Genomic DNA, 26583 nt, shown 5'->3' with positions numbered 1-26583 from the left:
ACCTTTCGACAAGAAGGCGCTTACATCCTTTTTATTTACTCTTAGATTTCTCACGTTTACATATATTTTGAGAACGGAAACTACTATTATTCACTCACAAAATTATTGCTAATAAGAAAGATAAAGATAAAAATGCACAAAGTGGAATATATAAACCGGTATCCATTCTTGCAAAGTGCGTATCTTTTTGTCGTTTAAAGATACCAAAATAGTTAAATTCACCAATTACTCTAATAGAAAAGACGATCATACAAATCCAGGAACCGACTTGAATAATAACATTAGGAACTGCAAAATGAACAATATTTGCTTGTTGCAACAAAATTATTGCTGCCATACTTAATAATAATGCAATGAACAATGTCATTCCGGCGCGAGGTGTAAACGCCTTTTCCCCTGATTTGGTTGGAATAACACTATTTGTCCCCCAATTACCTCCGAAAGCCCAATATACATGTAAAAAGCTAACTAAGAATAATATACAAGCAGATATATATGTAATGATAAGCATTTTATCCTCCCCTTATTTTAGTTCCTATCTATAAAATATGCTATTCCCCTCCACAATAGCAACCTTCATTTCATTACATAAAAAAACCGTAATGATTTATCAATATTAAGATAAGTCATTACGGGGTTATTAAACTTCATTATGCATTATACCTATTTCTTCGGCGTTCCATCCTTGTTTGACCTTGAACTGCATTTTCTTTGTATGGATCTATTTGCTCTGTCATTTCATATGTTGCAACTGGTCCTTCGTACTTATACTCATGGATTTTTTCTGGCATTTTACTTTTAGATTCTTTCCCACCAAACTTAAATAGTTTCATCTTTAATTTCGGTAATCTTGGAAGACGAATCTTAAATGATAATCTTTTGCGTTTCTTTTTTGGTCCAAGTAGATTTATATTTTCTTTATTATTATCTTTCTCTTTGCGGTGAATGAACATCGCAAGTAATCCTCCTATTACAAGTCCTCCAATTAATAGTAATATATATACATAATGGCTTGTCATTAAACTCATTATGCGTTCAAGTATGACTAACGACTGTACTTCTTTTATATCCCATAGTAAAGCGGCCCATAATGAGAATAAGCCCAAAGTAAGTCCATATGTACGAAAACGGAATAAACATGGAATTAACGCGACACATGCAGCAATTTTCGCATTTGCTATGATTGAGCTTGTTGCAATATCCTGATGCCAAATAACTAACAGTAGTGTTATAAATGGCGCATACGCTATCCAGCTGCATATACGTGAATACATCTTTTTAGCAAAATAACTACCGAAACTAGTAAAAAATAAAAGCCCTCCAATATATATAGATTGTTCTAGAGGGATTTGCTTTGTAAGTCCTGCAATTGGAAAGAGGCCGCTCAGTAGCATTAAGAGCACATCTAATTTCTTCACAATTCCCCATTCCTTTCAAATTTTTTCAATTAATAAAAATCTTTTTCCATATGATATAGTTTTTGTATTTCTAAAAAACATATTAATCCTGTCTGCACATAAAGTAAATATGCAAACGAAAAGATACTTGACAAAGGATATCCTTATTTACATAAAAAAATGACAAATCCTGATCGATATAACGAGCAGGATTTGTTTACTAGTATTTAAAGTAGAGTAATTGAATCTTTCTTTTCTACCTTTACTACATCTACATCCAATTCATCATCAAATTCTTTAAACTCTCTTGCATCTATGTCAGTAATATAAGCCTTTATTACTTTCTCCATATGTACGGAATATGTAATGTGTACATTCTTTTTCGAAAGCATACTAGAATTACAGCACATGTAATGTATCATTTTAGCGATATAATCCCTTTCTACAGGTTTTACACCCAATGGTAAAATTTCAAGTATATATCGCTGAAAAATCCCACTACAATGAAGTGAATATTCGCCAGTGCTATAATACATCCCTTTTTGATCTGCATATAAGCCAATGCTATCTAGAGCATCATCACATTCTATTACACCGTAACTTGGTACATCAAAACCTGTATTTATTCTAATAATATTTAAATTTGGAACCTTTAACACCTCTGGAACAATATCAGGTAAAATATCTATATTAATTTCTTTATTTTGTAACTCTTTTATCCAATATTTTCTCAAATTTGCATCTACAATGAAGTAAACTTGTTCATTTTGTTCTTTTGCATATTGTACAATTTCCATTAATGTTTCGAAAACATATTGTTTAAAAAGAGCCCCCATATCATTTCTCTTTGATGGTTGTGGCAAAAATGCATTATGTTTATTTATATTTAATAATACGTAATCAATCGTTTGCCACTCTGTACTCCCATATAATTTATATAAAATTTCTTTTCCTTTTATTTTTGAAAAAATAGGTAAGAAATCGAATTTCGATATTCGTTCAATTGATAAACTAACATATGTACAAGGTAAATTTATCTTATTCCAACTACGCTTCAAAAATCCTTTTTGTTCTAATAGACTTAAAATACTATTTACAATTGTTTTACGAGATACACTTTGGCCTATAAATAAATTAATAAATGTTGAAATACGGTTTGTTCGTGCAAATCCCTCTCTAATGATTTGTTTTGGATCAATTTTTTCGCGTCCATCACAATTTTTCATCGCGATTAATGCTAATGTCGCATCACTGCGCTTACCCGCGGTAGCATAGACAGCTTTCTTAACATCATCTACAAGATTTGTTTTATATTTTTGGCAATATTGCATTTTATATGGATTTTGTAACACCTTTTCAATATTGTATCTCACAATCTTTAATAACACTGGAAAATCTGTATTCAATACATAAGAATTTTCACCAACTTTAGTCAAAACAATTTTGCTATCAAGTAATGCTTGTTCTATTTCCAGCGCTATATTTTCAGACCAAACTTCTAATGTTAATGTCTCTAATCCTTTTGGTGCAAATAAAGGAAATAATTCATTTTTGTTATTTGTTGCTACCTTTTTACATTCTGGAAGTATTGTGAAATAAGAGAATTTACGCTGAAATTCTTTAAATAAATACTCTCTTTCCTTTACTGTTATACCCGGTTCTATTTTAGTGCCTTGAACTTTATAAATTCTCTCATTGTATGGAAATAACACCCTTTTATTTTCTCCTACAATATAATCTTTCGGATATTGGAGAATATGGTCTAAATCCACCTCTCCTCCTATTTGAAAATCATCTTTTAAATTTCTAAATATCTTAATCCATTTCATACCGGTTGTAGCTTGTTGTATTTTTAGTTTTACAAACCGTATTTTTTTATTATTTGACGCAAACTCTGAGGTAGAAATCAATATCATGCCTCGTTTCCGTCTTAAAAGTAAAGGAATATCTGGGTGATTATATTCTTGATATTAAGAATGTTTTTATGATTCCTTGGTATTAGTGTGTTCTAATTGATTATGGCAATTATTAAAGATGACATATCAGCGATAATTTATGTCTATTTCTTATAGGTGTTAGCAAGTTCGTTTGCAAACTTGTTAGCACTTTTTTATTTCTTCTATTAACATGCACCCTCACAAACAGGTCATTCTAATCTGCTAATTCCTTCAATTTTTTCTCTCTGTATTTAACAACTACAAAAAATGAAGTACTACTATTTTTCGCTCTAAAAATATGCTTTCGTTATATATAGTTTCATTTCACGCATCACATTAAATGCGCTTTTATCTAATAACGTTTTTCTGCAGTATCACTAAAGAATTTTGTACAAGCAAAAATATAGTCATACCATATAAATATATAGAATGTAATAAAAAATTTCTAATTAATTATGGGGATGTATAATGCATAATTACAATTGCTTTAGTTGTGATGGGAGGAAAATGCAGGGAGCTACTGGACCTACCGGAGCTACTGGAGCTACTGGAGCCACTGGTCCTACCGGAACTACTGGCTCTACTGGAGCTACTGGTCCTACTGGGACTACCGGAGTCACTGGTCCTACTGGGACTACTGGCTCTACCGGAACTACCGGCTCTACTGGAGCTACTGGAACTACCGGAGTCACTGGTCCTACCGGGGCTACCGGCTCTACTGGAGCCACTGGAGTTACCGGAACTACCGGCTCTACTGGTCCTACTGGGACTACTGGAGCTACCGGAACTACTGGAGCCACTGGTCCTACTGGAACTACCGGAACTACCGGAACTACCGGCTCTACTGGAGCCACTGGTCCTACCGGAACTACTGGCTCTACTGGCTCTACTGGAGCTACTGGAACTACCGGAATTACCGGCTCTACCGGAGTCACTGGTCCTACCGGGGCTACCGGCTCTACTGGAGCCACTGGAGTTACCGGAACTACCGGAGTTACTGGTCCTACTGGGACTACTGGAGCTACCGGAACTACTGGAGCCACTGGTCCTACTGGAACTACCGGAACTACCGGCTCTACTGGAGCCACTGGTCCTACCGGAACTACTGGCTCTACCGGAACTACTGGAGCTACCGGAACTACTGGGACTACTGGCTCTACCGGCTCTACTGGAGCCACTGGAACTACCGGAACTACTGGAGCCACTGGTCCTACTGGAACTACCGGAACTACTGGAGTTACTGGTCCTACTGGAACTACCGGAACTACTGGCTCTACTGGAGTTACTGGTCCTACTGGAGCCACTGGAACTACCGGAGTTACTGGTCCTACTGGAGCTACCGGAGTCACTGGTCCTACTGGCTCTACCGGAACTACTGGAGCTACCGGAGTCACTGGTCCTACCGGGGCTACCGGGGCTACCGGAGCCACTGGTCCTACTGGCTCTACCGGAGCTACTGGTCCTACCGGAGCTTCTTTTTCTTCTCTTGTATTTAATGCTCAAATGATAAACCAAGAAGGGGCAGGGACTCCTAACACGAATCAACCAATTGGTAATAATAATTCATTCATCATTCGATCATATTCATTAAATTCAGGTAACAGTGTTACGGTCACATTCAATATTCCGCAGGATTTCATAAGTAGTACACAGCCTACGGTAATTATTCATTTTGATACTCAAAATAGCGCCCAACCTTCCAATAATGTTGAAATAAGTCTGAGTACAATTTTCGTCCCAGCTGCTGGGGCTAATATTAATATTAGTGAAGTTGTGAATTATTCTGGTGTAATTATTCCGGTTTCACCCGCATCCGTTGCAAATAGCTTCAATCATTATAGTGTAAGCTTTAGGCTTAATCAAACGATTGCTGCTGGAGATTTTGCCCTAATTTCAGCCTTCCGAATAGTGCCCACTTCAGGAGTAGATTTTAATGATCACATTTTCTTAACGAGTATTGAATTTAGATATGCAAATTAGCTTTTATTTTTAGGGTCCACCACATTTCTATCAAGCTAAGATTTTAAAGAACCTCCCGTAGCGGAAATTAGTTTGCAGTGAGAACAGTCCTTAAGATGAAAAAAGACCCTAATTCTATGAAAGTAACAGGTTCTATTTTCAACGCATATCGCATATTTGATAAAAGTATGAAGCCTATATTACGCGCATTAGCTAAAAAATAGTGTTTGGAAATCATAGAAACAAAAATAAGAGCCGCCCAACAGGACGGCTCTTATTTTTGTTAATCAAACTATTCTTTTATAGAAAATTACTTCACATATACATAGGTTTCATTTGCTGTTAAACAGGTTTTAGTTTATATAAAGACTTTGAGTTTATCTAAAATTTCTGTATTTACATTTTTTTCTTTTTATCTCATAATTTTAATTGGGGAAAGGGAGGAAAGAAATGGTTCAAATTAAAGTAACACCTGAAATGCTAGAAGAAGTTGCGAATCGTGCAAGTAATACCAGGATCGCATTAGAATCTATACATAATAATTTATGTAATGAAATTGATCATTTGTGTTTTCAATGGATTGGGGCCTCTAATCAACAGTTCATTCAAATGTTCAATGATGCGAGACCAAAAGTTTTTACATCTATCAATTCAATTATACAAGTGGAAGAGGATTTGAAACGCATTGCCGAAAAATTCCGCAACACAGATAATCAAGATGTTACAATGGAAGAAGGTGCAATGTGTGGTAAACCCTCTTCTGAAGAAAAAGGATTTGATGGCGGTAAACTAGCTCGAGATATTACTGGTGAATTAACTGGTGAGTATGATATTAGAAGAGCGTGGGACGGAGTTGATCCTTCTACCGGAGAAAAACTGTCAACCTGGGATAGAATTTTTGCAGGTGGAATGGCAGTTGCCGGACTAACACCCATTGGTAAAATTGCTAAAGTAGGAAAAGGCGTTAAGATGACGCATGCTGCAATAGAAAGTAAAAATCTTTTACGAGGAGAGGATTACTTAAAATCAGCAACACGACCAAATGGTATTGGTAAACCACATATTGGTGAGAACGGCAACTTAATTCCAGCAAATAAAGAAGGGATGTATAAGGGCCGACAAGTAACTGTAACTGAACATATCTTAGGTGGATATCGTAGAGGAGCAAAACATAATAGTCCTTATACTAGTTTCTCAATAAAACCTGAGGTTGCAAGTAATTATGGTAAAAATATTATTGATATTGATTTACCTGCTTTAAGAAAAGGGATTAGGGAAGGTGAAGTAAAAGATGTTGCTATTTTAAGTCCTAAGCAAATAGAGCGTTTAATAAAGCAAGATTCCGCAACTACAGATCACTGGAAAAATCTCGCTTTAAATTGGACTAAAAGGGATACTGAATACCTTATTAGAGGGGAAATTCCTAGTAAATACTTTAACATTAAGAAATGAGAGGGATATTCGCTATGAAGCTATACTTTAAAGACATACATTTAGGTGACATTTCAAATGCAAATGGTGATGGTTTTTGGATGTATGGGAATATTAATTTCACTAATAATATTTCTGATTTCAAAAATTTTCTTAACAAAATGGTTGATGAAAATAATCCACCTTTAGATGATGTAAATCCAATCCTATTGGATGAAAACAATTGGTTTGTATCCAAAAATAATCAATTAGAGGGCATTGGAATACCTGCCGTCTACTTTGATTCAAATGAAATAGAATGGCGTTGGAGATAAGTAAAAAGGTTCTCTTAACTGAGAACCTTTTTTTACCTTACCTCACATACACATAAGCTTCATTAGCTATTACATAGTATGTTTTTTTGCTATTGTTTATTTTTTAATGTACTCGTAGAACCATTTACCCTCAGGTCTATTGTCCATCCAAGCTGTAATCTTATCGAGCTCACCGTTTGTTAACACTTCAGTTTGTAAATATGCGATACCAGTTAATGGATCAGAGATAACCTCCCCTTTAGTTCCACGTTCAGCCATAGCATTTAACACTTCTGGAACCAATGAGACACCAAAACCACCAGATTTAACATATTGATAGCCGCCATTGGCCATAGCTTGTTCTGGTTGTTTTTCTCCTGTAAACCAAGATAATGATTTACTACCAATTAATTTGTTCAAATCACACTTTCCGATACCTGGTACATTTCCTGTCTCGGTGTATTGCCAGATATCACATGGATAAGCTGGTCTATTCCCGCCATAACGAGGGATCCAAACAAAGTCAGATTTTACATTTGCCATACCAAACGGAGCATACATATGATGACCAACGTATAAACCAACTTTCTGAGCACCTAATCGGCGTAATTCATCAATAAATGCTTGTGTGCCCGCTCTCATATCATTCATTGTTTTTACTTCAACATCTGCAACCCAGACTGTCGCGCTCTTGTCTCCACGGTTCCAGAAATCACGGGCTTCTACGCGTGCATCATTTTCAGAAACGAAACGACAGAATGCATAGTTACCAAAAGAAATCTCATGCTGCTTCATAGCTTGTACATACCCTTTATACAATGGATCTACATAATTTGAACCATCTTGTACACGAGCGATGATGAAATCTATATATTGCTTTGCTTTAGGCCAGTTAATGTCACCATTCCATTTTGAAATATCAATAATTTGTCCCATTACTTAACATCTCCTTTTCTATCTTCTTGTTTTTGTTTATCGCCTAAAATCTCAACTGCATTTGTTAAAGCTTGCGGAAGCGGAATGCCCATTCGTCCGGCATTTTCTAACAGTGAAAGTAATTCATTACCCATGAAGAAGAAAATTGTCGCTTCACGAATAGCACTATTACTTCCTAACGCTGCATCTAATTGAGCTGCCGCTCCAACCAAAAGAAAAAGCACCACCTTTTTGGCGATGCCTTTGAAACCAACTTTACTTTTTAATTCTCCGTTATATCCTGCTGCAATCATGCCAGTTAAATAATCAATAACTGCCATCGTCACTAAGATTTTCAATGTTGCATCCCATCCTCCCAAGAAATAACCACAGAAGCCACCCAATGTAGCTATAAATGCTTTCATTAATATATCAATACGATCCATCTTTCCATCTCCTTATTTATAATAAAAAGGAGAGACGCTTGTCCCTCTCTCAATAAGTACTTTTATTTTAAAATATTAGATCATCCCTTTTAATATTAAACCCAAAACTGACATAGTAATTGCGCTAATAATAATTCGTAAAATCCAAGTTGTATTCATGCTAATCTTTTCTAATTGCTTATTAATTGTGGTAATGTCTTTCTCATTAATTGTTGTGCGAGTTTCTAAATTACGAATATCTCGCATAATTTCTTTTTGTTCTGCTTTTAAACTGTCGATTTTTACATATACATCTTCCACTGTATTCACATCCTTTTAAAATCTTAATAAAGCAATCTCTACATGATATGAGACAACCTTATTTATGGTGAATGCATCGCAGAAATTTCAAAACAAAAGCCGTATTTTGTACAAAATAAAAACAGCTTATGGCTGCTCTGGTTTCTTATCATTTAAATTTTGAAGTAACAGTTGTTCTAAAACTTCAATTCTACGGTTCATTTGTTTATTTTCTTCTTTTAACTCTTGAATTTCAGCATCTTTCGCTTGTTTTTCTTCTTGAAATGCCTTTATTTGAATTGCTACTGAAGAATATATTTCAGCTGCATTTCTTGTTTTTGTAACAAAACACTCAGGAGTATTTTCATCATCTGCAATCCACCCATAGTGAGTTTCTATATCCTTTGTTGTAAGGATTGGATCACCTTCAACACGATTCATTCGCTTCTCATATAAGTCTTCTATATCTGTTTTCAAGTTGTATTGTTGGATTTGAAGTGCCATAATTTTTTCTATTGCGCTAAACTGCACATCACGAATATTTGTTTTGTATTCACGTTTCGATGCTGTTTGGAAAGCTGATGCCGTAACAGCATTAAAGGCATCCCCTGTTCCATTTTTAACTTGAAGTGTTTTATATCCCTCAACGTTACCATTTCGTAGCATTACTGTTTGGAATCGAAGGTCTGTTTCAGCGTTGGGCGTTGCAACTATATCAAGCATATTTTTACCTTTTAAGTTGAATACAATGGAAGACTGACTGTCCATCCATACGGATTTAGATCCACCTTTTAATGTTATTCCACCAGCAGAGTCTACCCAAAATGCGTTCGATGGATTAGATACTGTGAAGGTAGCACCGTTGGCTACTTCAACCCAATATGATCCATTTTTTGCATACTGACTTATACCTTTTCCAGAAGTGATAATTGTATGCCCACCAGAATTGATCTCTGTATTCTGATTACTTTTCATAAACAAAGCCCCACCAGTAAGAATATCTACGTGGCTAACAGAATCTAAACGAATTGTATTAGTATAAGCACTCAATTGTTTATCAGACCTTAGGGTGACTCCGTTATTACCAGTAATATAAATATAGTTATCTCCATTAAGAGATACATCCCCTTTTGTATCCACATTTAATTTAGCGCAATAATGTGGAGTTTGATCCGCATCATAACCTTTAACAATACCAAAGCTACCGGTATAGTAATTTTCTCCTTTCACTGGGAATTGAGATATTGTTAAAGTACCATCGCGGAAACGTGATGTATCCACATCATCATGCATAAGTATTGTTGGTTGTATTTGGCTATCAACAGCTCTTTTGTAATAACCAATAAACATTCGCGTTAAATTCGATTCCATCAAGCGTATGAATTGTTTTTGGATGTGTACATAGTTAGTACCGTTGTCTGTCCGTACTGTAGAACCAACTATCTCTCCACCACGTACTAAGTTACCGTTTAGTACACCCGTTGTAATGAAATCAGCGACAATCCTTCCATCCATTGTGATTGCCGTATTATAAGGTCCATTAATGCCTGTGGAAGAATAACCAAATCCATTGATATTCCATTGCCACACTTTTTTAGCGGTTCTTTCATCAGCTGTATCCATAATCAAAATTCTTTCTGGATATATACGAACATGGCCACCGAAACCGCTATTGATTAAATTCGTAGCATTTTCGCGTGCTTGTTCTAATATTGATTTTTCCATTCCTTTAACGTTGTTTTTAATACCATTGACGCTATCTCTAATATCATTGAAGTTATTCTCAACATTATCAACTCTGCCTGTTATATCAACGAATGACTCTTTAAAATTGCCTAATGTCAATTCGATATACTCTTCATTGATCGGGTCGTATTTGTAATGATTAACTTTAGCTTCAATTTCGAAACCGTCTTCTTCATGTATAACTGTTACTGTATCTCCCATATATACACGTTGTAATACCGCCAAATCTTTATACTCTTCAGTTTGAGATAGCTCTTGAAACTCTACTTTATATGTCGCTTTTGGATAATCAACATGTTGTTCATCGTACATTTTTTTTGCGGCATTGCGTAACATTTCATATGCTTGTGGTAACGGAACTGCGTCTTTGTCGTCAGCATAATCACCAATAGCTGCTTTAATGTGTTCAAATTCAACAACTCTAATTTTAGGTTTAATATATTTACTAGCGTTATAGCTTTCCACGTACTTTTCTGGTAACAGTAGTCCATCAAAACCTTTAGGCATCATTCGAGTTATAACACCTTGCCAATCAACATCGCCTTCATATCCTAATAAATCTTTTTTGTGTTGAATAACAACACCTCGATCTTTTCCACGTTCTCTTAGCATGTGGACGGTGAAATTATCCCTTTTTAATTCCCCGCCCCAACGACTAAGAAAAGAGTTGTCCTGGCTGTTATCAAGTATTGCTTCCACTGGGTTTTTTCTAACCAAACGAGAACTAGAAATTGTATTGATATCACTAATGAAATTAAAATTAGTGTTATATTGCATACGTTCTTTCATTTGTTGTAATGCTGCTTGTCCGCCCTTTTCTTGAATAAATGTATCTTCAATCAAGTTATCAACGAGATCATAGAATACGTGATAACAAAATACGTGTAATTCACCCATAGAAGGTGCAGGTCGTGCTACACGAAACAATTGATTGCCATCAGGTGTTGGCGCTTTGATTAAACATTGACCACCTATTTCTAATCCATGCGGAGCGAATAACGGATATTTAAAACTTAAGACATATAAACCATTTAATTCTTCTTCAATAACTGCATCGTAAATATTATCGTCTAAAATACCTATACCATTGTGAGTAAAATCCGTTTCAGTTGGTTTATATAATGTAATCATAAGTAACGCCACCTCGGGTCAATTTGTAACTTTGTAACAGTTCCAGTCCATTTTATTGTGTTTGCACCTTCAGAGAATGTGGGAAAATTACCGATCATATTACTATTCATCGGCGTAGTGTTCGAATATGCTTCTTTTAACTCGGAATCAATTACTACTGAACTATTTACATTTTTAATTAAGAATGAAACATCATTTATCGTAACAGTAATTGATCCACTACCATAAATCGTTATTTTAGGTAATGAATACTTAGTGCCCGAGTTTACAAGAGTAGTTGTCTTAGTTATTTCCAAAGGTTGTAGAATAGCGTATTCGAATGGATCAGCTACAAAAGTAACTTCGAATTGTCCATATTCTTCTATTTCATTAGCGATACTACCTATTTCCACACTTTTTATTTTTCTATAAACGTTATCATCTGTAAAAGAAAGGGTTTTAGCGTTCAATAGCCACGCTTTTATACGTCGTAACAATGGTTTGATGTTATAATCTTCTAACAAGTTAAAGTCAATCTTGAAAGTAACGTCTTCATAACCATTTTTCTTTGTTAATGATCCGTTTTCTCTACCAGGAACTTCAATAAACTCTATTTTTTCTTTTGCTGTTGGTATGTCAGGGCGCTCTACCATACAAAGAAGATAGTCACGTCCTAATATTTCATTTATTCGAATATCAACCACGTCGCGCCCTCCCTATACCGATATTTAACATTTGTCCTTTCTTTGCAAACCAATCATCAGCTTTTTCAAACATTTTATTTAGATCACTTTCATTTTTAACAGTTGTATTAAAAGTCACTTCATTTTTAATTTCTTGTGGTTGTTGTTGCTGATTAGCGTTAACACCTTTACTCAATGACAATGAATTGTTAACAATGTTAGGTAAATTAGAAAGAATACCATTGCCACCTATTGTTTTAATAATCCTTTGTACCGTATCTCCTAGTGCACCTCCAGAAGAGAATGGAGCTAATGGAACGCCTTGATTTAAATTAACAGCTAATGCCCTTGGCGCGGCGAACGATGCAGGCGCGGCGAATGATGCTGGGGCAATTCCTTGATTTCCTGTATTATCGTTAACACTTATAGAATAAGAACTGCTAAATGGATTTAATTTGTTTAAAATGCCACCAGCTTTATTCCACGCTCTTGTAACCGTATCGATAATACCGTTCATTACTCTTATAATAGAATTCCAAAGATCATAAAAGAAACCAACTACACTATTAATCGGTTTGTAAACACTTTGAAGGATATCTGAAACATAACTCCAATTGCTACGCACGATGTTAGAGATATAATTGAATGTTCCAGACACGCCAGAAGACAACCTATCCCAAGCGCCAGTTACATTAGATACGACATTGTTCCAAATACCAGAAGTTATGGCATAAACTACATTCCAAGCGCCTTCAATTCTGCTTTTCACTTCATTTACTGCATTACTAATATTCGAAGTTATCGTATTCCAAACTCTCGAAATAGTAGAAGTTATTTCATTCCATTTGTTGGATGTTGTATTTTTAGTTGAAGTCCAACCGCTTGTAACAGTATCTGTTGCTTTATTTATCTTGTTCCTAATATATCCAACAATCTCATTCCAAACATCAGAAATAAACGTCGAAACCGCGTTCCACGCCTTTGATGTTATATTTAATACGTAATTCCAACATTCCTGTATTTTAAGTTTTATAGGACCCAAAAATTCATTTACAGTATCAGTGATCCATTGCCATGCTTCACAGATTATATTAGTAATCCAATCCCACGCTGTACTGGTTGCACTTGTGATTGCATTCCACAATTCTGTGATAGTGTTAACTAACATATCTCTATATTCTATAAAAGTAGAGGAAATAGCATTCCAAGCTTCTTCGATGTAAGGTTTAATCCATTCCCAGAATTGTGTTACCGGTTCTTTTATTAATTCCCATCCTAAAATGAAAGCAGTTAATAACAACTGTAAAGGGAATGTTATGATTTGGAATAGAATATTCCAAGCTATTTGCGCGATCTCTTTCAAACCTTCCCAGAATGCTGAGAAACCTGATTTTACAGCTTCCCATGCGTCAGAACAAATTTGTTTGAACGAATCCCATGTACTTGAAAACCATTCAATCGTTGCTGTCCACATTTCATTTGCTATGTTGCCAACTTCAGCCCAAAAGTTATTCCAATTATTTTTAAACTCTTCCCATTGTTGACTAAACCATTGCGATATCATATCCCATGCCATTTGAATCGATTGGGTTACATTATCCCAACCTTTAGAACAAGCATCGCTAATTGTTGTCCACAATTCTGACATCCATGTTGAAAATTGGCTCCATTTTTCTTTAAGCCAATCTGTAATACCTCCCCAGTTGTTAAATATAGCTATAACTGCTACGACTGCTGCTATTATTGCAGCTATTGCGGCTACAACTAATGCGACAGGAGCGCCAACAAATGCAGCTATTACGGTGACTACTATCCCTATCGCTTCAGCTATAGCTGAAATCCAACCTATTAGAGTACCGATAAAACCAATTACCGAACCGACGGCGGTTATTATCGTCCCTATGGCTGTTATCGTAGCTCCTATGACTATTAATAACGGGCCAATTGCCGCCGCTAATGCCGCAATAATTACGATTGTTTGTTTAGTTTTAGGATCAAGTTTAGAAATCCAGTCCATTAATTCTTTTAATTTTTCAACAACAGGCATTAACGCAGGTAATATTTCAGTCCCGAATTGTACGGCTAAAGTATGAAGTGTTTGTTGTAATTCTTTGAATTTATTTTCCGGTGTGTTCTCCATTTGTTCAGATAAATGTTTAACCTCTCCGGTAGCATTCCGGGCATCATCAGACATTTTTTTAAGCTTTTCGCCGCCACTATGAACAAGTATTTGCCACGATGCTAAATGTTCTTTACCGAATATTGTAGCGATTGTAGCGTTTTGTTGTTCTTGTGTCATTCCTTGTAAACCGTGTTCAAGTTCGTCCATGACTTGAGGTAATTGTTTCATTTGTCCGTTTGCATCAAATGCACTGAATCCCATTTTCGCCATAGCTTTAGACATTGCTTTTGTTGGCTTAGTTAAGTTAACGAAACCAGATTTCAAAGCCCTTGCCGCTACAGACGCTTCAATACCATTAGATTGTAATAAACCTACAGCAGAAGCGGTTGTTGATAAATCTTGTCCAGCTGAATTTGCAGTTGGCCCAATAATTGACATTGCTTCTGTTAGAGAATGAACGCTAGCTTTTGTATGGTTAGCTGTATAAGCGAATATGTCAGCCATCTTATTGATACCAGCTATATTCTGCTCAGCGTTATTTGTTTTTTGTCCTGTAGCTTCATAAGCAGATCCTAATCCGTCCACAGTTTTTGATAAATCTTCATTCGCGCCACGGGCAGTATGGAGAGAAACAGTCATGATTCGCATCGCTTCTTCTGCTGTGTAACCGTCTTTAACTAGCACAAGTAAACCTTCATTTATTTTTTCGGTACTAACACCAAACTTTTGAGAGTTAGCAAGGGAACTATCCCACATTCTGCTCATAACGTCGTTAACTTGTTGAGAAGTTAACCCTGTTGCGTTTACCTCTTTTCGAATATCAGCCATTTCATGTTGGAATTTCGATGCTTCTTTTGCAGCGTAACCCATGGCGCCAGCTATAGGAGCTGTCACTTTCATTGACATGTCTTTTCCTACACTAGAAACACTTTGACCGACTTCTTTTACTTTGTTACCGAATTCTTGAACGTGTGATTTAGCTGTTTTAAAGCTGTCTCCAACTCTTCTTTCTAGAGCTTGCGTTTCTCTGCCTAGTTCAATTTCAGCTTGTCTTGCCCTATTTAATTCGGTTTCTAACCTTTTAACTTCTTCAGATCCAGCGCCGAATGCAGTTTTAGCATTATTTAATTGTTGCGCTAAATTTCGAGACTGTTCACCAGCGTTTTGTTGCGCTTGCTTTAAATAGTCATATTGTAATTTCGCCTTGGAAGTTTCCGAAGCGTTCTTTCCTAGTGAAGCTGCTTGGAGATCGTACGCCGATTTTAATTTATCAGCTTCAGTTTTTAAACTGGAATGGGCCGTTTTCAAACCTTCTAACGCTTGCTTTGACTTACCTATTTCACTATTTCGTAATGCTTCAGCTTGTTTAGCTTCTTTTAATGATTCGGTAGTAGTTTTTATTTTGTTAGAAATTTCAGTTTCAGCAATTTGTGCACGTCGTAACGCTTCTTCAGCCTTCTTTGTTTCTGTTGCATTTTCTCCCCACACTTGTTTTGTTCTTTGAAGTTGTTCCGCTGTCTCTCTTGTTTTGTTTTTAGCGATATCATATTGCTTCTCAAGTGTGGATAACGAAGTCTTATATTTATCAACATCAGTTCCGGTTAACTTCATTTGTGTTTGAGCTAACTTTAACTCTTGTGTTAAGGCTCTATTCGCCTGATTCATTTCGTTTATCTTAGATTTATAATCAGCGGTGTCAGCCTTAAATTTAATTATGGTTTCTTTTGAAGGAGTAGCCATTTATTTTCCACTCTCCTTTTCTTGGATATAGGCTTTCCACCCTTCGTAAGCACTTTTGTTTTCTGCTATTCTTTGAACATCCCTTAAGGGTAAATTCCAAAAGTCACTTTCCGATATTTCAAAAATAAATACGTATAGACTGTATAAGTCCACAACGAATTCAATTTCGAATTTAGGAAGTTTTAAGCCTTTTTTCCGGCTTTTTGTTGAAAACCTTTTGCCATGTTGTTTTTAGCTTCTTTTTTCATAACTGCACCGAAATAATCGAACGCCTCTGACATATCAACTTCATATACTTCCATGAATGCTTCAAATTCCATATATCCAGTAGGATTTGCTTGACGATAAGCCGCATAAACAATACGGAACGTATCTAATAAATCAATGTTCTGAATTCCGCCAGCGTTTAATAAAGTACTTAAAAATCCTTTATCGATAATGCCTTCTTTTTCTAATTTGAATAATGTTAAAGCTGTTAAGTTAGGATTCGCCTTCACTACTTCACCATTTGATAACGTAATTTCTTTTGTCATGTAATTTCTCTCCCTATAATCAAAATTAAAAGGCACTCATAAAGAGCACCTTTGATAGAATTTATTTTGTTTGTGCTGTTTTTCGTAATTTAGCCGAATCAAATTTTGTCATCCATTCTTTTGCAACTGTTTCCGGTAGTTCGATACCTTCATAATAGAAACGACCGAATTCGTCAGATAACGCTGTTACTTCTAATTCTACTTCGGCTAGTTCTTCAGCACCGTTTTCTACACTCTTAACAAAACCTGTTGCACTTGTACAATTAGGGAATGCGATTAAACGCGTGTTTTCTTCGAATATGTCAAGCTCTTCCGCAACGAACGCAAAATCTTTTCCTAAGCTGTCAATACCATATGAGTAAACGCCATCGATCAACCCTTCGTTTGTAATACCAAAAATGTTACGAATAACCTTTAATTGCATGTGACCGCTAATTTTTACATTCATTTGTGTTGGTTTTGATTTTTTCTTTTGAGTAAAGCCGCCGCATTTCTTTTCAACTGATTTAATTTCTGTTTCTGCATCTAATTTACCTACACAACCGAATGGGTCAGTTACATGTTCACCTTTAAAAAGTACACTAGCATTTTTAATCTCGACCGCATCAAATACATCAACTGTAACTGGCATATTATTGCCCTCCTAAAGTTTTATTTATTTCTTCTATTAAAGATTTATTTAATTCCTCAATAGAGTAATCGACCTTTTTATCCACACCACGCTCCATGAACTTTTTGGCCGCCTTTTTCTTACTTGTACCTAATCCCAAATCAGGGAAAACTAAATATCTATATTTCGATTTTGGTTTTAATGTTAACGTTAAATTCTCTTTGTTATCGTCATTAATAGATTGATATAGTTTAGCGTGGGCTTTCTTTCTATTCGATATAGGCATTAAGCCAAGAACTGACTTTTTCATTACTGGTGCAATTCTAGACTTTAAATCTTCATTTATTATCTTTTCCGCAACGTTTGGTAATCGCTCAATGTTTCTTTGCAAAGATTCAAATTTAGAAGCATCAACACTAAAATTTGCAGGCATATTTTACATTCCTTGTAAGCTCGAATGTTAATACATCAACAAAAAACTCTGTATCTTTCTTCCTCATTTTTTCTTTGAGCGATTTATTACATGTGTGGCCAGTTTTACTTAGTGAACTCATAAACTCAACTTGCAATACATCTAAGTCCTCACGATTTTCCGAAAAATAATAAACTGTTACATCTTGTGTAAATGCGCTTGCCCCCGCTCTAACAAACCCACCTGTTTCAAATACAACATGGTTGATTGTGGATAGATTCGCTTCATCCTCCTGAACTGAGTCCTGGTATACTTCTACAGTGTGGAAGAAAGACTCTAAATGCTGGACTAGTTTACTATTAAACTTTTCAATTAAATCATTCAGTGTCATCTAGACCACCTACCTTTTGCAAGTATAAATACATGCTATTTTTAAAACGATCCGCTTTAATGATGCTATAAGAATGTCCTCGTAATTCAATTATTAGGCTGTCCACATCCTTATTCTTGAACATAGGAGCGTATAACGTTTCAATTTTCATATCTAACTTTTTATCTATACTTTCAGCGAATTGAATATCAACTTCACGGCACGAAAGTTCCGAAAATCTAAGTCTGATAATCTCGACATTTTCACGTCCGATTACTTTTTTAGCGCTATTCCGGATCGTTTTACTTTCCTTAACGCTAATAAATCCATCATTAAATGTTTTTCTATGTTGTTCAATTGCCATTATTCTTCTTCCTTTCATCGATTGCGACATGTAATATCAATCGTGAAAGTGGTTGTCTGAAGTTACTTTCGAAACTGTCTAACACATTGTTATATTCATAACGAATACGGTTAATAACTAGCTCTCTTGCGGATAAATTGACGGCTAGATCAAGTTCAGCGCCTACTAAATCATTGATAAAATAAACGGAACGATCTATAAGCTTTATGATGTCCTTGTCTTCTTCATCCCAAGTGATTGCTAGTGCATGTTTTACATCTTCTAACAAATCAAAAGGCGACTGTAACGTCGCCTGTGATTGATTGTCACTCATAAAGGATCACTCCCTATTTAGTAGGTGCTGGAGTAGTCACCGCTGTACCTGGGTCTTTCATTTCAGAAATATCATAAACTAAGAATGATTCATTTTCTTCAGCACGACCATTAGCGTACATTTTAGCGATGTATAAATCTTCGTCTTCGATAGCGCGTGTTTGATCGTAAACGTCTAAACGTTGTGCTCCACCTAATCCAAGGAAGTAATCTTTTGCCATACCAGCGATTAATTTACCTTTAGGAACAGCATTTGATTTAACGATTTTACCTGGAATCGGAAGAACGTTATAAGTGTAAGTTCCATCCATGTTAGGTCGTGTAGTATAACCATAAATTTTAGACCAGTAGTCTACAGGGTTAACGATTAGTAACACATTAGATGGATTACGTTTACCATCTTTAGTAAGTAGAGCCATGATATTACCTAAAGTGTAAGGATTAAGGTCTTTTAACTTACCAGTATCGGCTTTATCAGCATGTACGCCCCCTGTAACAGTTAATAAATCTTTCATCATGCCTACAGGTTGATCTTTACCAGTACCACGAACGATAGCTAATTCTAAAGCGATTTTTAAAGATTCAACTAATACAGTTCGAACGTAGCGATCTAACCAAGTCGGGCCAAGGTCTAACATTGCTTTACATACAGGCATAAATGCTGATAATTTGTATTCCTCAATTTTAATCGTTTCGAAACCTTCATCTAAAAGTTCTTTGTGAGCCGCGCACAATTTACCCCAGAAGGCAGTTTGGATATCACCTTTTTTCAGAATCCATTCAGTTAAAGCACCGACGTTAACAAATGTAATTTCAGATAATAATTCATGATTTTGAACTAAGTCTTCAAATACTCGTTCGATAACAGTTGGTGGTACTAATGCTTCAGTACCAGCAAAAGAGTTACCTGCAATTACTTCATTGTAGTATTTCGTTTCTTGACTAGTTAAAGCACGTCCACCACGAGCAGCTAAGATAGCTTGATCGCTAGATTGTACTGATGCTTGTGCTAAAATTTTTTCTTGAATACCTTGAGCGAATGCAACTAACGCATCATTCACCTCTTCATCTGAACCAGATGCTAAAACCTTACTTAAATTTTGTTGATTTTCAAATTTCGTTTCTAAGTCTTTAATCATTGTAAATTACCTCCTACAGTTTAATAGATTTTAATAGTGAAACCATAAAGTTAGCTGATTTTTCAGCGTTTTGAGTACGTTTGTCACCTTCGTTTTCGATAGATGCGATGATGGGTTGTTCTTCAACTTCATTTGTAATTACAGATTCACTGTCCACACTTGATTGTATTGAATCAGTGATTACGTCACAGAAACCGAATGACTTAGCTTTTTCAGCGGTCATATAAGTTTCGTTGTCTAGAAGTGTTTCTAGTTGGAAAAACTCACCGTTAAAACGGCTGTTATAAGATTGAATTAACGCTTCGTCAACGTCACGTAGCATTTTAGCTTGCTTCTCTAATGAGTCAGCATTACCGAATGCATATGTCGATGCACGATGTACCATCATAGTGGTATTAGAAGGCATTTCGATTTTATTAGCACCCATCGCAATTAATGAAGCGGCTGAAGCGGCTATACCATCAATAACGGCAGTTACATTAGAAGGGTGATTTTTTAAGTAGTTGCAAATTGCAATCCCTTCAAACGCATCGCCACCATTTGAATTGATGTGAATTTCAATGTCATTTGTAACACCATCTAACATTTCTCTTACACCTTGAGAAGAAATGTCACCGAAAGGAGCTTTACCAACATTCCCATACATATAAATGACTGATTTATTATTGTCCTGTTGATTGTTGTCCATCATTAGGAACTTCGGTTGAATCTTTTCCATTTCCAATATCTTCACCCCCTTTCATAGTTCCGCTTATCCTTGCTCTCTCATAGTTCTTAGTAACATAACGTTCATTAGCCCAATCTTCTTTTATTTGTTCTTTTCCTAAACGTTCTAATACATCGTTTATGCTCATGCCACCGACTGCAAATAGCTTGTCAACGGAATTAGCAAACTTAGTAAGGTCGAACAATTTGAAGTTGTCCATGTTGAATCTAATGTATGTTTTACTTAAATATTGCTCTCTAGAGAACATCTTCTTGTTATATTCGTTAGTAATCATTTCCCCTATTGGTCTTACTGCTAATATGATAAAGTTATCTAAATCGCCAGTAGGATTACCGGTAGTTGAAATGCCACCTTCACTTATTCCACTTAGTAATGAAGGAGGAATGTGGAAGGCAGTTGCCACGAAATCTAACATATCTTTTGCAAGGTTTTTGATGTCCCTCGTATCTAAATTACGTGGGTCCTTGCTTTGATCTTCCATTTGTACGTTGTCAGGTAAGAACATGATTGCTGCTAACTTTTCAGGATTCATATAATCTTTTGCTTTCTCTTCAAAAAGTTCTTGCGAAGCTTTTCCGTTTTCATCAGTTAACGAATTCATGAAACGGCCTCTGAACAAATAACGTATTCTTCCATTGCCTTTGTAATCTGACATCGCTTTAGCTAGTAATAGTCCATATGAACTATATAAACTATTAATCACGTTGTTTATTGACTCTACAGAAAGGCTCAAGTATAGAACGTCTTGTTCTCTAAATTCCTTCGTTAAAAGCTGATTGTTAATCGAAACACTTTTATAAACATACTCATTAAAACCATTCGTAGTTTCACGATGAAACGATTCAGCTATCCACAGTTCCTCACCTATAGGTAAAATTAACGCTTCCTTTTCGTAAATTAACTGATGGACAACCTTATACCAAAACTCATGGGCATTTTCATTCTTATTTGGTGCCACATTTAATTGGTAGTAGTTCAAACTTCTTTTTAACTTGCCACTTCTATATGTTTCAAAATCACAAGCTACTAAACTACGAGCAATTAAATCGATAGCAGCGTTAACATACAATTTCTTGTAAGCAATTTCAGCTTTAAGTGTCATCACACTACAATCAACATCCGGGACTGTTCCATTATCACTTTTTCCTAAAAAGGTTTTAAAAACATTACGAATTCCCATTTTTTCACCCCCTTTCTCAGAATGACCATACTTGCATATCGTTTAAATCGACTGCATAGTCTTCAAGATCACCGTCGAAATTGAGCGCATGTGTGAACGCAAAAAACCCGTCAGTTTTTCTTTTGACAGGGTCGATTTTTTTATATTCTTTTGAGCCATTTCCTAGTTCGTCCACATAAACATTCCCGCAATACCAACGCATAACAGGATCGTCGTGGAAAACAATATTATGATTTATGAATAGATGTTGGATTAATGGGTCTAACATAGCATGAATGTACTGCCCGCGCCTTACTATCTCAACTCTTTCGTTAAAACCAGCTTCTTCTAATAAAGGTTTCAAGATTACAGAACGGAATTTATCAATCGCGATACGCTTAATGTCGTATGTTTTCGATTTTTCTAAAAACCAATTGATAACACGTTTGGGCTCGATTTCTTTATCATAGACGATGGTGAAGAGTCCTTTTTCCACACCTATATCTATAATATCTTGATTAATATCCTGCATTTTCAATGCCTGATACCATATAAAGGTATGGTGAATCCAATAACGCTTCCCTTGCCGTTTGAATAGCAAACCGACGCTGCAGAAGTCGCGTAATTCTGCGTAATCTACACCACCAATACATTCATATTTGTGTAAATCATCAGGTAAAGGTTGATCTGTTGCAAGAAGATCCTCATAAGTAGCGATTTTATGTTGAAATAGCTGCTTCGGAATGTTCATCCGTTTTGTCATGAATTCAACATGCATAGGAATGTTGGTTTGACAATCGGCCCATTCTTCTTTCATCGTTTCGAATAATTCCATATTATCTCGAATAGAAGGATTGGCTTTTTCCCAGTTTGCAATATCTTCGACTTCTTCTTCGGAGTCTAATTTGCAGATGAAGGGGAATAACTTACTCCTTTCAACTTCGCCACTTAGAATCATTCGAGCCTTCTCTTTCATATCATCCAAAACGCCACCACGGACATATCCATCCGTTGTTAAATAGAAAGTTCGTCCATCTTTAACTTTACCCAAGGCTGAACGGAATACTTTAATCGACTTATAATCTTCATATTCATGAATTTCATCGAACCAAACTGATCCAGGACGTCGTCCATCTTTCGTTCTAGCATTAGAAGTATTGAATTTCATGTGAGATTTGTTTGTTTTATGTTTAATTAGTACCTTTGTAGCACTAAATGATTTCTTTAAAACCTTATTTGCAGGATTTTCTATTACTTCCTTCACGTCATCGAATGTAGTTTTTGCTTGTTCTTCAGATGTCGCGATCCATTCAATGTGATATCTATCTATACCAAACTGTTTAGATAGCATATAGAAGTTTAAATATCCGGCATATCCGTTTTTACCACCGCCACGTCCCATCAGTATTAATATTTGATTCCAAACAAGACGGTTGGTGTCCTTATAACGAACGCCGAACACACAAGCGTTAACAAAACGTTGCCATGCGAATAATTCGAATGGAAAATATTTAGCTGGGATATTAACACTATCCTCAATAGCTTGAACATCAACATAAACATTTGGATCATCTAAAGTTTTTCGAACTAAGGTCATTAATTGTTTTTGTTCATTACAAGAACGGATAGATCCGCTTTCCACAGCATGCATGTACTCACTAATGAAAGGATGATATTTATAAGGAAGATTAGACTTCTGCATCATCGTCATCATCCTCACTTACCGCCTTAAGTCCTAACTCGTTAAGAATCTTTAACATTTGCGTGTTAGTTTTATTCAACTCGTTAATGCTATCGTTTTTTTTCATAAATCCATTAGCGCCTAGTACAGATACACCGCGATCTTTTACATCAGCTATCAATCTGTTTTTTATATCCCAAAATGACATATAATCTTCTACTAAATCCATAAAATGAGCGTGTATGATACCGTTCGTGCCGAGTTGTTCATATAAATCATCTCTTATTTTATTTCTAAGCGTTTTTTCTCTGTTTTTTTGAAGTTTTGCAACCTTTTCCGAAACATTTTTTAGACCTTTTTCATTTATCATGTCTTCCCAATAACGGCTGCGCCATGATTTAACAGTGCTAACAGATACGTCATATTTATCCGCGATATCCTTGTATTTAACACCTTCTAAGAAATCTTTGAACGCTAATTTATATTTACTTTGTTTTCCGCTCACAATATCACCACCCCGCTTTTTCATTGGATTTTTTCGAAGATTAATTTTAAAAATGACACTTGTAAAGACGAGAATAATCATGTATATTTTTACTTAGAAGGAAACAGTGGCGACGGTCCACTGATTACAAATACATATCGAAAATTTTAATCATCCCAGAGAAGGGATGGTATTTTTTTTGCCTTTTTTTCTATTCCCACGCGCGTAACGCGAAAATAAAAAGAGAAATCCCCCCTCGCGTTGCTCGGTCCCCCAGCAAAATTGTTTCTATATTTTACCCGGGGGGTGTCTCAGGGAATTTGCCTTAAATTATTTTATAGCTAAACCAAAGAATAGCTCAGCATATTCAATAACTATGTGAGCTTCTGTTAAATTCATATTTAGATAATGTTCTAACCAATGTTCACGTAGACTTTTCTTTACCGTTTCAAGTGTAGTCTTCTCACATGCTCTTGGATTACATATGTGACGTATCTGTTTGTATGTTGTGTAGATATCTTCACGAAACTGTTTGTATATCTCAGCTTCTTTTGTAGTAGCTTCAACTATTCCGACATCTATAATAGACAAGTCATATGTGTTACCTTGTATCGTTAGGCTGTCCACACTTACCACCTCTCTTCATCTACTATCGTGCAGCGCTTCTTCACTATGTTCTTCTCTTTACCATGTTCTTTGTTATGGCATTGAATACATAGCGTTTCTAGGTTACTTAATGTATAAGCTAAGTCTGGTCTGTCACGTAACTCCTTGATATGATGGACGTTCCTACCCTTGCTATACTTACCTTTGCGCTTGCATTCCTGACACTCACTATTATCTCGCTCGAGCGCTAATATTCTTATGTGCTTACGCCAATACGGATGCTTATAGAACTTAATGATATTATCTTGTTCGTATAGTTTATTAATCTCTTGTATTGTTAGAGGTTGCATTGACTATCCTCGTCTCTTATCTTTCTTAACAATTTGATACATCATCAGTCCATTACATTTAGGACATTTCCATCCATCACGTATCTTATGAGAAGTCTCTTCGAATCCGCATCGTTTATCCATACACCAATGTTTTGTTAATGGCATTTTCAAAGTTCTTCCTCCTCCAAAATAAACATACTAAGATTAGTAGTGCAGACCAAGGCATTGGTTCGCACTACTATTTTTTATATAGTAGAAGTGAAGAAAGGGTCGTGGGTGCTTTGGGATCTTGAATCCGTAAAATAAACTGACCTTCTTCACTTACCTTATTTGAATCAGTTTTTAGTATGTTGGTCCTCGAGATCGTGTATAAGAAATGGGAATCGATAAGTGTAAGTTGAAGACTTCAATTTCACCTAAGGAGGAACTTTATGGAACACGTAATTGCGTTTGACGTCAGTATGGGTAAAAGTTACATGGTAATTTATAATGCACAAAAACAATGTGTATTTGAAAGTGAAATCAAGCATTCTAAACCCGAATTCGAAAAGCTACAAGAAAAAATTCATGAACTTGCAGATAATACTGGTGAATTACCTGAAATTGTGTTCGAATCAACAGGTATCTATTCCAGGCAGCTAGAACGATTTATGCAAGATAACCAGTATACGTATTGTTTATTAAACCCATTAGAAGCCAAACTACAATGTGATTCCTTACGGATTCATAAGACCGACCGAAGCGACGCACATCGATTAGCTCTCACTCACTTCACAGTTACCCGAAGGGTATCTAATGGAACTATCAACTCATTCCATCAGCTAAAATCTCTTTCTAGATGGTATAGCGAATTGGACAGTGAATTATCGATAATTCGTGGTCGTATGCACAAAGTAATTCAATTAACTTTTCCTGAATTGGAAAGAATGTTTACCAGTAAATCTGATTTGTTTTTAAATTTTGTTCAACTATTCCCCCACCCAGATTGTGTTTTAGGTCTTTCAAAAACAATCATAAAAAATCGTATTCGTGCCAACACCAATAAAAAAATATCAAATATTACAGCCGAGAAAAAAGCGATTCAGATAATTGAAATAGCGAAAACTTCCTATCCGGCTGTTTCTGAGAACGATGTTCTTTGTGATCAACTCAAATTATATGCAAAGCGCTATCAAGAGCTTCTTCACCAAAAAGAATGCTGTATTAACAAGATGGTATATATAGCCGAGCAACGTGCAGAATACGGTATCATTCTCAGTCTTCCTGGGATTGGCCCGAATACTGCAGTACGCTTGATGGCTGAAATAGGAGATATTACTCGTTTTAACAATAACAAGCAGCTCAATGCATTTGCAGGTATTGATATACGCCGTTTTCAATCAGGTAAAACCTTTTATAAAGATAAAATTAACAAACGTGGAAATAAACATTTGCGGAAGCTCCTTTTTCTCATCATCCAGAACATGATTAAACAACGACGTTACGGACAAAATCACATTGTTGAGTATTACGATAAATTAAAAACGCAACCCTATAACAAATGTCATAAAGTTGCGTCCATTGCATGTGTAAATAAGTTCTTGAAACTTCTCTTTCACCTTATTACACATGATATACACTATGATTATCGGTTAACGGCCTAATATCATAGTTTCATTCATCATATCATATCTCACCCCTAGCAAAAAACGAGTATATATTAGGGGTCTTTGTTATGCATGATAATAAGTATATGTTTATTCTGATATTCACTCCAGTAAAAACCTAAAAATACAGGTTGACTAATCGTAAGAAAA

The 26583-nt window shown here is 35.8% G+C and carries 28 protein-coding genes; 4 read left to right on the top strand and 24 right to left on the bottom strand.

All coding sequences use genetic code 11. From position 1 onward, the window contains the following. Nucleotides 1–94: 94 nt before the first annotated feature. The 4 genes from ACTJJY_RS27510 to ACTJJY_RS27495 form a co-directional block, all read right to left on the bottom strand. Entirely contained in the window at nt 95–511 is a 417-nt protein-coding gene (locus ACTJJY_RS27510; RefSeq protein WP_000905571.1) for a DUF3995 domain-containing protein, read from the bottom strand. A gap of 139 nt (nt 512–650) precedes the next feature. After that, nucleotides 651–1418, bottom strand: a complete 768-nt coding sequence (locus tag ACTJJY_RS27505; RefSeq protein WP_440607075.1) for a DUF3959 family protein — start codon at nt 1416–1418, stop codon at nt 651–653. A 206-nt stretch (nt 1419–1624) separates the two neighbouring features. Next, entirely contained in the window at nt 1625–3307 is a 1683-nt protein-coding gene (locus ACTJJY_RS27500) for an RNaseH domain-containing protein (protein WP_440607074.1), read from the bottom strand. 503 nt (nt 3308–3810) lie between these two features. Then, complete coding sequence (locus ACTJJY_RS27495) at nt 3811–4764, bottom strand: hypothetical protein (RefSeq protein ID WP_440607073.1); 954 nt, start codon at nt 4762–4764, stop codon at nt 3811–3813. A gap of 73 nt (nt 4765–4837) precedes the next feature. Between ACTJJY_RS27495 and ACTJJY_RS27490 the strand changes: the two genes are divergently transcribed. From ACTJJY_RS27490 to ACTJJY_RS27480, 3 genes are all read left to right on the top strand, one after another. Beyond that, a complete protein-coding gene (locus ACTJJY_RS27490) occupies nt 4838–5314 on the top strand; it encodes a hypothetical protein (RefSeq protein WP_440607072.1) in 477 nt (158 codons plus the stop codon). A gap of 429 nt (nt 5315–5743) precedes the next feature. After that, complete coding sequence (locus ACTJJY_RS27485; protein WP_440607071.1) at nt 5744–6745, top strand: WXG100 family type VII secretion target; 1002 nt, start codon at nt 5744–5746, stop codon at nt 6743–6745. Between the two features lie 14 nt (nt 6746–6759). Further along, nucleotides 6760–7038: a hypothetical protein gene (locus ACTJJY_RS27480; protein WP_440607070.1), complete on the top strand. Its 279-nt coding sequence runs from the start codon at nt 6760–6762 to the stop codon at nt 7036–7038. A 96-nt stretch (nt 7039–7134) separates the two neighbouring features. Here the strand turns inward: ACTJJY_RS27480 and ACTJJY_RS27475 are convergent, their stop codons facing one another. The 20 genes from ACTJJY_RS27475 to ACTJJY_RS27380 all read right to left on the bottom strand — a co-directional run bounded on the left by ACTJJY_RS27475 (nt 7135) and on the right by ACTJJY_RS27380 (nt 24958). Next, complete coding sequence (locus tag ACTJJY_RS27475) at nt 7135–7953, bottom strand: GH25 family lysozyme (protein ID WP_440607069.1); 819 nt, start codon at nt 7951–7953, stop codon at nt 7135–7137. Then, a complete protein-coding gene (locus ACTJJY_RS27470; protein WP_440607068.1) occupies nt 7953–8378 on the bottom strand; it encodes a phage holin family protein in 426 nt (141 codons plus the stop codon). Before ACTJJY_RS27470 ends, ACTJJY_RS27475 begins: the two co-directional genes overlap by 1 nt. 75 nt (nt 8379–8453) lie before the next feature. Further along, on the bottom strand, nt 8454–8678 hold the full coding sequence (locus tag ACTJJY_RS27465) for a hypothetical protein (protein WP_050843043.1): 225 nt from the start codon (nt 8676–8678) through the stop codon (nt 8454–8456). 126 nt (nt 8679–8804) lie between these two features. Further along, nucleotides 8805–11534, bottom strand: coding sequence for a phage tail spike protein (locus ACTJJY_RS27460; RefSeq protein WP_440607067.1), 2730 nt, complete (start codon nt 11532–11534; stop codon nt 8805–8807). After that, the gene (locus tag ACTJJY_RS27455) at nt 11531–12217 is read right to left on the bottom strand and encodes a hypothetical protein (protein WP_000227695.1); all 687 of its coding nucleotides are present in this window, start codon (nt 12215–12217) and stop codon (nt 11531–11533) included. Before ACTJJY_RS27455 ends, ACTJJY_RS27460 begins: the two co-directional genes overlap by 4 nt. Further along, nucleotides 12210–16058, bottom strand: a complete 3849-nt coding sequence (locus ACTJJY_RS27450; RefSeq protein ID WP_440607066.1) for a phage tail tape measure protein — start codon at nt 16056–16058, stop codon at nt 12210–12212. The genes ACTJJY_RS27455 and ACTJJY_RS27450 overlap by 8 nt, the downstream gene beginning before the upstream one ends. A 182-nt stretch (nt 16059–16240) precedes the next feature. Next, nucleotides 16241–16591: a hypothetical protein gene (locus ACTJJY_RS27445; protein WP_000159510.1), complete on the bottom strand. Its 351-nt coding sequence runs from the start codon at nt 16589–16591 to the stop codon at nt 16241–16243. A 61-nt stretch (nt 16592–16652) separates the two neighbouring features. After that, a complete protein-coding gene (locus tag ACTJJY_RS27440) occupies nt 16653–17222 on the bottom strand; it encodes a hypothetical protein (RefSeq protein ID WP_001145608.1) in 570 nt (189 codons plus the stop codon). Nucleotide 17223: 1 nt separating this feature from the next. Further along, nucleotides 17224–17634 (bottom strand): hypothetical protein, encoded by a 411-nt coding sequence (locus tag ACTJJY_RS27435; RefSeq protein ID WP_001111193.1) that lies wholly within the window; start codon nt 17632–17634, stop codon nt 17224–17226. Further along, nucleotides 17618–18004, bottom strand: coding sequence for a hypothetical protein (locus ACTJJY_RS27430; protein WP_440607065.1), 387 nt, complete (start codon nt 18002–18004; stop codon nt 17618–17620). The genes ACTJJY_RS27435 and ACTJJY_RS27430 overlap by 17 nt, the downstream gene beginning before the upstream one ends. Next, a complete protein-coding gene (locus ACTJJY_RS27425; RefSeq protein WP_000963758.1) occupies nt 17991–18347 on the bottom strand; it encodes a hypothetical protein in 357 nt (118 codons plus the stop codon). The genes ACTJJY_RS27430 and ACTJJY_RS27425 overlap by 14 nt, the downstream gene beginning before the upstream one ends. Continuing rightward, nucleotides 18337–18660, bottom strand: a complete 324-nt coding sequence (locus ACTJJY_RS27420) for a hypothetical protein (protein ID WP_098566951.1) — start codon at nt 18658–18660, stop codon at nt 18337–18339. Before ACTJJY_RS27420 ends, ACTJJY_RS27425 begins: the two co-directional genes overlap by 11 nt. Before the next feature lie 13 nt (nt 18661–18673). Then, a complete protein-coding gene (locus ACTJJY_RS27415; protein ID WP_000588590.1) occupies nt 18674–19798 on the bottom strand; it encodes a phage major capsid protein in 1125 nt (374 codons plus the stop codon). 13 nt (nt 19799–19811) lie between these two features. Then, a complete protein-coding gene (locus tag ACTJJY_RS27410; protein WP_003272656.1) occupies nt 19812–20444 on the bottom strand; it encodes a head maturation protease, ClpP-related in 633 nt (210 codons plus the stop codon). A gap of 16 nt (nt 20445–20460) precedes the next feature. Continuing rightward, nucleotides 20461–21705, bottom strand: coding sequence for a phage portal protein (locus ACTJJY_RS27405; protein WP_440607064.1), 1245 nt, complete (start codon nt 21703–21705; stop codon nt 20461–20463). 16 nt (nt 21706–21721) lie between these two features. Further along, nucleotides 21722–23398: a terminase TerL endonuclease subunit gene (locus tag ACTJJY_RS27400; RefSeq protein ID WP_335390636.1), complete on the bottom strand. Its 1677-nt coding sequence runs from the start codon at nt 23396–23398 to the stop codon at nt 21722–21724. Beyond that, entirely contained in the window at nt 23373–23870 is a 498-nt protein-coding gene (locus ACTJJY_RS27395) for a P27 family phage terminase small subunit (protein WP_440607086.1), read from the bottom strand. The genes ACTJJY_RS27400 and ACTJJY_RS27395 overlap by 26 nt, the downstream gene beginning before the upstream one ends. A 309-nt stretch (nt 23871–24179) precedes the next feature. Further along, nucleotides 24180–24476, bottom strand: coding sequence for a hypothetical protein (locus tag ACTJJY_RS27390; protein WP_097923811.1), 297 nt, complete (start codon nt 24474–24476; stop codon nt 24180–24182). A 2-nt stretch (nt 24477–24478) separates the two neighbouring features. Beyond that, nucleotides 24479–24805, bottom strand: coding sequence for an HNH endonuclease signature motif containing protein (locus ACTJJY_RS27385; RefSeq protein ID WP_076872697.1), 327 nt, complete (start codon nt 24803–24805; stop codon nt 24479–24481). Nucleotides 24806–24808: 3 nt separating this feature from the next. After that, a complete protein-coding gene (locus ACTJJY_RS27380) occupies nt 24809–24958 on the bottom strand; it encodes a hypothetical protein (RefSeq protein WP_157418283.1) in 150 nt (49 codons plus the stop codon). Between the two features lie 260 nt (nt 24959–25218). Here ACTJJY_RS27380 and ACTJJY_RS27375 point away from each other — a divergent pair, with 260 nt between their 5' ends. Further along, nucleotides 25219–26430 (top strand): IS110 family transposase, encoded by a 1212-nt coding sequence (locus ACTJJY_RS27375; protein ID WP_440605350.1) that lies wholly within the window; start codon nt 25219–25221, stop codon nt 26428–26430. Nucleotides 26431–26583 lie beyond the last annotated feature (153 nt).

Origin of the sequence: Bacillus sp. 22475 (assembly GCF_052044835.1) — a bacterium.
GTDB classification, from domain to species: Bacteria; Bacillota; Bacilli; order Bacillales; family Bacillaceae_G; genus Bacillus_A; species Bacillus_A cereus.
The sequence above is the reverse complement of the archived record's forward strand: the minus strand, read 5'-3'. Positions and strand labels throughout refer to the sequence as shown.

Bases quoted from the DNA above. Each gene is read 5' to 3' on its own strand.
- ACTJJY_RS27435 (WP_001111193.1), bottom strand. From the start codon at position 17,634: ATGCCTGCAAATTTTAGTGTTGATGCTTCTAAATTTGAATCTTTGCAA.
- ACTJJY_RS27480 (WP_440607070.1), top strand. From the start codon at position 6,760: ATGAAGCTATACTTTAAAGACATACATTTAGGTGACATTTCAAATGCA.
- ACTJJY_RS27440 (WP_001145608.1), bottom strand. From the start codon at position 17,222: ATGCCAGTTACAGTTGATGTATTTGATGCGGTCGAGATTAAAAATGCT.
- ACTJJY_RS27510 (WP_000905571.1), bottom strand. From the start codon at position 511: ATGCTTATCATTACATATATATCTGCTTGTATATTATTCTTAGTTAGC.
- ACTJJY_RS27450 (WP_440607066.1), bottom strand. From the start codon at position 16,058: ATGGCTACTCCTTCAAAAGAAACCATAATTAAATTTAAGGCTGACACC.
- ACTJJY_RS27490 (WP_440607072.1), top strand. From the start codon at position 4,838: ATGATAAACCAAGAAGGGGCAGGGACTCCTAACACGAATCAACCAATT.
- ACTJJY_RS27415 (WP_000588590.1), bottom strand. From the start codon at position 19,798: ATGATTAAAGACTTAGAAACGAAATTTGAAAATCAACAAAATTTAAGT.
- ACTJJY_RS27460 (WP_440607067.1), bottom strand. From the start codon at position 11,534: ATGATTACATTATATAAACCAACTGAAACGGATTTTACTCACAATGGT.
- ACTJJY_RS27375 (WP_440605350.1), top strand. From the start codon at position 25,219: ATGGAACACGTAATTGCGTTTGACGTCAGTATGGGTAAAAGTTACATG.
- ACTJJY_RS27475 (WP_440607069.1), bottom strand. From the start codon at position 7,953: ATGGGACAAATTATTGATATTTCAAAATGGAATGGTGACATTAACTGG.
- ACTJJY_RS27425 (WP_000963758.1), bottom strand. From the start codon at position 18,347: ATGGCAATTGAACAACATAGAAAAACATTTAATGATGGATTTATTAGC.
- ACTJJY_RS27385 (WP_076872697.1), bottom strand. From the start codon at position 24,805: ATGCAACCTCTAACAATACAAGAGATTAATAAACTATACGAACAAGAT.
- ACTJJY_RS27430 (WP_440607065.1), bottom strand. From the start codon at position 18,004: ATGACACTGAATGATTTAATTGAAAAGTTTAATAGTAAACTAGTCCAG.
- ACTJJY_RS27410 (WP_003272656.1), bottom strand. From the start codon at position 20,444: ATGTATGGGAATGTTGGTAAAGCTCCTTTCGGTGACATTTCTTCTCAA.
- ACTJJY_RS27400 (WP_335390636.1), bottom strand. From the start codon at position 23,398: ATGATGACGATGATGCAGAAGTCTAATCTTCCTTATAAATATCATCCT.
- ACTJJY_RS27445 (WP_000159510.1), bottom strand. From the start codon at position 16,591: ATGACAAAAGAAATTACGTTATCAAATGGTGAAGTAGTGAAGGCGAAT.
- ACTJJY_RS27405 (WP_440607064.1), bottom strand. From the start codon at position 21,705: ATGGGAATTCGTAATGTTTTTAAAACCTTTTTAGGAAAAAGTGATAAT.
- ACTJJY_RS27470 (WP_440607068.1), bottom strand. From the start codon at position 8,378: ATGGATCGTATTGATATATTAATGAAAGCATTTATAGCTACATTGGGT.
- ACTJJY_RS27485 (WP_440607071.1), top strand. From the start codon at position 5,744: ATGGTTCAAATTAAAGTAACACCTGAAATGCTAGAAGAAGTTGCGAAT.
- ACTJJY_RS27420 (WP_098566951.1), bottom strand. From the start codon at position 18,660: ATGAGTGACAATCAATCACAGGCGACGTTACAGTCGCCTTTTGATTTG.